Source organism: uncultured Hymenobacter sp. (assembly GCF_964243305.1).
Taxonomy (GTDB): domain Bacteria; phylum Bacteroidota; class Bacteroidia; order Cytophagales; family Hymenobacteraceae; genus Hymenobacter.
This window is the reverse complement of the sequence record NZ_CAXTEF010000034.1, coordinates 45,180-51,179: the sequence shown is the minus strand read 5'-3', so window position 1 is coordinate 51,179 and position 6,000 is coordinate 45,180. Positions and strand designations below refer to the sequence as shown.

Below are 6,000 nucleotides of genomic sequence, written 5' to 3'. Positions count from 1 at the left end.
CCGAGGCCGACTCCAACTTTATCGACGTGCACATCAAGAACTTACGCAAGAAGCTCAGCCAGTTTGGCCCCGCCGATTTTCTGGAAACCGTGCGCGGCATCGGCTACCGGGCGGCAGCGGTGAATGAGTGAGCGGCTGAATGAGGGGGTAGGAAAAGCGCCGAGCGGGGCCGAATAATTAGTGGTAGAGAGGCAATACCCAAGAATACCAGAGCCTCAGCGGGACGAGATAAATAGTTGAACGAAACTGACCAGTATTTCGCCCCGCTGGGGCTCGAAATATATTATATACTTCATTTACTACATACTATTTAGCCCCACTGAGGCCCGCCCGGCGCGTTTCCTACCCCCTCATTCGCCCATTCACCCATTCACTCATTCAGCCATTGAGACTAGAAGCCAAGTTGGCCTTATTCAATGCCCTCTCCAAGCTGCTGCTGGTGCTGCTCGGGGCGCTGGTGATTCCGCCGGTGGGGCAGCGCGTGGCCGTGGCCCACACCGACGAGCACTTGCAAGCCAAGAAGCGGCAGGTGCTGGCCCTGATTCGGCGCGATGGGCTGGCCACGTTTCTGCGCACCGAGCACGGCGAGCTGTACGCCAACTATCATATTTTGCAGCAGGAATACCTGCGCCTCACGCCGCTGCCCGCCGGCACGGCACCCACGGCCGAGCGCATTTTCGAGGAGCGCCGGGAAGTGGACCGCGAGATAGAAGACTTTCGGATTTTGAGCGTTACGGTCGCGCCGCGCCGGCCCGGCGAGCGGGCGCTCCGGCTCGAAATCGGCTCGTCGCTGGCCACGGTAGAGCTGCTCACGGCCACGCTGCGGCGGCTGGCCCTGTGGGTGCTGGTGGCCGGCGCCCTGCTCACGGTACTCACTGATGCGGCGTTTGCCCACCACCTGCTGCGGCCCCTGCGCGAGCTGCTGACGCGCAAGCTGCGCGGCATCCGCTCGCCAGCCGAGTTCTCGTTTGCGGCATTGCCAACTTCGACGGCTGATTTTAAGCAGCTCGACGCCAGTCTGAATTCCCTGATGCGGCAGCTGCAAGCAGCGTTTGAGAAGGAGCGCGAGTTTATGAGCAACGTCAGCCACGAGTTGCTCACGCCGGCCAGCATCCTCGAATCGCGCTTCGAGAACATGCTCCAGGACCCGACCCTGCCCGCAGCCCACGCCCACCAGATTGTCGAGTCGCAGCGCACGCTCTACCGCCTGCGCAACACCGTGCGCACGCTGCTGCTTATCGCCAACATTGAAAAAGAAAACTACCTGCGCCAGGAGCGCGTGAGCCTGACCCGCACCGTGCGCGAAGCCGCCGAAGAGCTGGACGACCGCCGCGCCGCCCGCGACCTCACGCTGGAAATCGACCTGCAACCCGATTTTATCTTGCCCCAGGCCAACGCCACGCTCCTGCACACGCTGCTGCGCAATCTGCTGGCCAACGCCATCAAGTACAACCGGGAGGGCGGCGGCATCCGGGTGCGGGGCTGGCCCCTACCCCCCTTCCCCGCCGCAACCACCGCCGCCGGCTACCAGCTGCGCGTCGAAGACACCGGCCCCGGCATCGCCGCCGAGCACCTGCCTTATTTATTCGACCGCTTCCGGCGCTTCCAGCAGGCCGGGCCCGGCGCGCCCGAAGGCTACGGCCTGGGCCTGCCCATCGCCCAAACCATCGCCACGTTTCACGGCGCCACGCTCGGCGTAGAGTCGGTGGTTGGGCAGGGCACGGCGTTCGTGCTCACGTTCGGGGCGGAGAGTTAACCCTTCACTCTTAACTCTCCGCCGCCGCCACCCCATAATCCTGGGCGGGCACGGGCTGCGGCGGCGCGGGCAGCGCCTGGCCGGCGGCCGGCGGCGCCACCTGCCAGCGGCTGGCCAGCTCCGTGAGGGCGGCCTGATTGGTGAGGTCGAACAGGCAGGGCACAACAGAGACGTAGTTTTCGGCCAGCGCGGCCTCGTCGGTGTCGGCGCCGGGGTCCAGGTTCACAAACTCACCCATGAGCCAGTAGTAGGGCCGCTTATAGGGGTCGTGGCGCTCGTCAAATTCTTCCTGCCACTTGGCCCGCGCCTGCCGGCACAGCCGGATGCCCCGGATGAGGCCGCTGGCGCTTTTGGGAATATTGACGTTCAGGGCCGTGTGGGCGGGAATGCCGTGGGCCAGCGCCTGCCCGGCAATATCGAGCACCCACTTATCAACGTGCGAAAAGTCAGCCTGCGGGCCGTATTCGCAGAGCGAGAAGCCGATGGCCGGCAGCCCTTCGATGGCGGCCTCGATGGCGGCCGACATGGTGCCCGAATACAGCACGTTCACGGAGGCGTTGGAGCCGTGGTTGATGCCCGACACCACGAGGTCGGGGCGGCGGTCCTTGAGCACGTGGTGCTTGGCAATTTTCACGCAGTCGGCTGGCGTGCCGGAGCACTCGTAGGCTTCGATGTCGGGGCCGAAAACGCGGTTTTCGGTCAGGCGCAGGGCGTGGCCGATGGTGATGGCGTGGCCCATGCCCGACTGCGGCGAGTCGGGCGCGACGACCACGACCTCGCCGAGCTGCTGCATCAGCTGCACGAGCTTGGCGATGCCGGGTGCGGTGATGCCGTCGTCGTTGGAGATTAAAATCAGGGGCATTATTTCAGTTAACAATTAGCAGTGGGCAGTTAGCAGCGGGCAATCAACGGCAGGCCGTAAAGGTAAGGCGGGGGCGCTTCGGCCTGCCGCTGAGTTGGGGTTCGTCGCCAACTTGCGGCCATGTTCGCTTCCCTTCTGCTCTCGCTCGCCATGCTCCTGCCCTACCCCCCTGCTTCGGCCGCAACGCCGCCCGCCGACTGGCTCACGCCCTTCGAGCGCGACCCGGCCCGCAACACCACGGCCACCTACGCCGAGTGCCTGGCCTACTACGAGCGGCTGGCCGCTGCCTACCCCCGCCAGGTGCGCCTGCGCGCGGCCGGCCCCACCGACAGCGGCCAGCCGCTACACGAGGTCATCCTGAGCCGGCCCGACGTGGCCACACCGGCCGCCGCGCGCCAGCTGGGCCGGCGCGTGGTGCTCATCCAAAACGGCATTCACCCCGGCGAGCCCGAAGGCATCGACGCCAGCCTGATGCTGACGCGCGACCTGCTGCAAAAATCCGAGTTGCAGGCGCTGCTTCAGGAAATGACCATCGTCATTATCCCGGTTTATAACGTGGACGGAATGCTGAATCGCAACGGCACGACCCGCGTGAACCAGAACGGCCCCGCCGCCTACGGCTTCCGCGGCAACGGCCGGCACCTGGACCTGAACCGCGACTTTATCAAGCAGGACTCGCGCAACGCGCGCTCGTTCGCGGCGCTGTTTCAGCGGTGGCAGCCGGATATTTTCGTCGACACGCACACCTCCAACGGCGCTGACTATCAGTACACCATGACGCTCATCGCGACCCAGCACAACAAGCTGGCGCCGGCGCTGGGCCAGTATCTGCAAAAGGATTTCCTACCCACCCTCTACGCCGGCATGAGCCAAAAAAAGTGGCCCATGACGCCCTACGTGGACTTTGAGGGCGAAACACCCGAAAGCGGCCTGCGCGGCTTTTCGGACTCGCCGCGCTACTCAACCGGCTACGCGGCGCTGTTCAATACCATTGCCTTCATGCCCGAAACTCACATGCTCAAGCCTTTCGGCCCGCGGGTGCGGGCCACGTATGATTTCCTGCTGACAGTGCTCGAAACCGTGCGCCAGCAAAGCGCCCAGCTGGCCGCCGCCCGCGCCGGGGCGGCCCGGCAGGTAGCTGCCCAAACCGACTTTCCGCTGGCCTGGAAGCTGGACGAAAGCCAGGTGGAAACTGTGCAGTTTCAAGGCTACGAAGCCCGGCACAAGCCCAGCGAAGTCAGCGGCCAGCCGCGGCTGTACTACGACCGCGCCGCGCCCTACACCCGGCCGGTGAAGTACTACAACACCTACCGGCCCACGGGCAGCGCCCGGCGGCCGGTGGCTTATCTAATTCCGCAAGCCTGGGAGGAAGTAATAGCCCGCCTGCGCCGGAACGGCGTTGAGCTGCGCCAGCTTAAAAAGGCCGCGCAAGGCCCCACCGAGACCTACCTGATTGACGATTTTCAAACCAGCCCGCGCCCTTACGAAGGTCATTACCTGCATTCAGAGGTTAAACTAAGCACCGAGCACCAAGCACTAAGCACTATTCCCGCTGGCGACTACGTGGCTTACTTAAACCAGCCCGCTGCCCGCTACCTGGTCGAAACACTGGAGCCGCAGGCCACGGACTCCTTTTTCGCCTGGGGCCTGTTCGACAACATCTTGCAGCAAAAAGAGCACTTCTCAGATTACGTATTTGAGGACCTGGCCGCCGAGCTGCTGCGCCAAAACCCTACCCTGCGCCAGCAGCTCGAAGACCGCCGAAAGCAGGATGCCAAGTTCGCCCAGGACGGTGCCGCGCAACTCGAATGGGTCTACCAGCACTCGCCCCACCGCGAGGCCGGGTTTCGGCGCTATCCGGTGCGCCGCTGGCTGGGCGCGGTGATAGAGTAAAGCGGAAGGCAGTCAGATTGGAGTCAGAGCCGGTGAGTCCCGGCAGGGCGGCTGCTCGGCAGAAAAAGAGGGGGTAGGAAAACGATAAAGCCCCGGCGGAGCGACCCAACCGTCAGCGCAGCTGATGCGAACGCACAGGGTCGCCCCGCTGGGGCTTCAACTCAAACAGAGGGGGTAGGAAGTTCTACCGGCGGGGCGCCCCGCCGGGGCTCGACTGGTAATCTGGGGTTCGGAATTACCTACGCCGCCTTCTCTGCCTCCCCCGCTTCCGCTGTCACCGGGCGCATAATGGTGTGGCCGAGCTTGTCGCGTTTGGTGGTTAAATAGCTCTCGTTGTGCGTGTTGGCTTCAATCTCAATCGGCACGGTTTCCACTACTTCGAGGCCGTAGCCGATGAGGCCGGTGCGCTTGCGGGGGTTGTTGGTGAGCAGGCGCATCTGCCGGATGCCGAGGTCGCGCAGGATGGCGGCGCCCACGCCGTAGTCGCGCTCGTCGCTCTGGAAGCCCAGGTCTTCGTTGGCCTGCACCGTGTCGCGGCCCTGCTCCTGGAGCTTATAGGCCTTGAGCTTGTTCAACAGGCCAATGCCCCTACCCTCCTGGTTCATGTAGATGACGGCGCCGCGGCCCTCGCGCTCAATCTGGCGCATGGCGCGGTGCAGCTGCGGGCCGCAGTCGCAGCGGCACGAGCCGAAGATGTCGCCCGTCACGCAGGAGGAGTGCACGCGCACCAGCGGCGGCTCGGTGCCCGCGCTCAGGTCGCCTTTTATCAGGGCCAGATGCTTGGCGCCGTTTGAGCGCTGGGTGTAGGCTAGCAAGTCGAAATCGCCCCACTCGGTGGGCATTTTGACCGAGATTTCGCGCTGAATCAGGCTTTCTTCGGCCAGGCGGTACTTAATCAGGTCCTGCACCGAAATCAGCTTCAGGCCCCACTTCCGGGCCACTTTCTCCAGGTCGGGCAGCCGGGCCATCTCACCGTCTTCCCTCAGAATCTCGACCAGCACGCCGGCGGGCTCGAAGCCGGCAAGGCGGGCCAGGTCCACGGTCGCTTCGGTGTGGCCGGCGCGGCGCAGCACGCCTTCCTTGCGGGCTTTGAGGGGGAAGATATGGCCGGGCTTGCCCAGCTCCTCGGGCTTGGTGCTGGGGTCGATAAGAGCCTGAATCGTCTTGCTGCGGTCGGAGGCCGAGATGCCGGTCGTCACGCCGTTCTTGAGCAAGTCAACGCTCACCGTGAAGGCCGTGGCGTGCAGGGCCGTGTTGCGGCCGACCATCAAGTCCAGGCCCAGCTCCTCGCAGCGGGTTTCGGTGAGGGCCGTGCACACCAGCCCGCGGCCATAGGTGGCCATGAAGTTGATGACTTCGGGCGTGGCGCAGCGGGCGGCGCAGATAAAGTCGCCCTCGTTTTCGCGGTCTTCATCGTCAACCACAATCACCACTTTACCGGCGCGGATATCGGCAATGGCGTCTTCAATGGAATCGAGCATGGGGATAG

At 64.4% G+C, this 6,000-nt stretch carries 5 protein-coding genes; 3 read left to right on the top strand and 2 right to left on the bottom strand.

Annotated features, from left to right (window positions below):
• Together ACFE70_RS16360 and ACFE70_RS16355 are read left to right on the top strand one after the other, a co-directional pair.
• Window positions 1-131 (top strand): winged helix-turn-helix domain-containing protein (locus ACFE70_RS16360; protein WP_375418850.1); only part of this gene is annotated, 131 nt, incomplete at its 5' end.
• A gap of 254 nt (window positions 132-385) precedes the next feature.
• Window positions 386-1,756, top strand: a complete 1,371-nt coding sequence (locus ACFE70_RS16355; RefSeq protein ID WP_375418849.1) for a sensor histidine kinase — start codon at window positions 386-388, stop codon at window positions 1,754-1,756.
• Window positions 1,757-1,766: 10 nt separating this feature from the next.
• Here ACFE70_RS16355 and surE read toward each other — a convergent pair whose 3' ends face one another.
• Window positions 1,767-2,618 (bottom strand): 5'/3'-nucleotidase SurE, encoded by an 852-nt coding sequence (gene surE / locus ACFE70_RS16350; RefSeq protein WP_375418848.1) that lies wholly within the window; start codon window positions 2,616-2,618, stop codon window positions 1,767-1,769.
• Between the two features lie 120 nt (window positions 2,619-2,738).
• On the opposite strand from surE, the gene ACFE70_RS16345 reads away from it, so the two are divergent.
• A complete protein-coding gene (locus ACFE70_RS16345) occupies window positions 2,739-4,511 on the top strand; it encodes a M14 family metallopeptidase (protein WP_375418847.1) in 1,773 nt (590 codons plus the stop codon).
• Between the two features lie 239 nt (window positions 4,512-4,750).
• Here the strand turns inward: ACFE70_RS16345 and ACFE70_RS16340 are convergent, their stop codons facing one another.
• Complete coding sequence (locus ACFE70_RS16340; RefSeq protein ID WP_375418846.1) at window positions 4,751-5,992, bottom strand: bifunctional 3,4-dihydroxy-2-butanone-4-phosphate synthase/GTP cyclohydrolase II; 1,242 nt, start codon at window positions 5,990-5,992, stop codon at window positions 4,751-4,753.
• Window positions 5,993-6,000: the final 8 nt, after the last annotated feature.

Coding starts and splice junctions, on each gene's coding strand:
- surE (WP_375418848.1), bottom strand. CDS start 2,618: ATGCCCCTGATTTTAATCTCCAACGACGACGGCATCACCGCACCCGGC.
- ACFE70_RS16345 (WP_375418847.1), top strand. CDS start 2,739: ATGTTCGCTTCCCTTCTGCTCTCGCTCGCCATGCTCCTGCCCTACCCC.
- ACFE70_RS16340 (WP_375418846.1), bottom strand. CDS start 5,992: ATGCTCGATTCCATTGAAGACGCCATTGCCGATATCCGCGCCGGTAAA.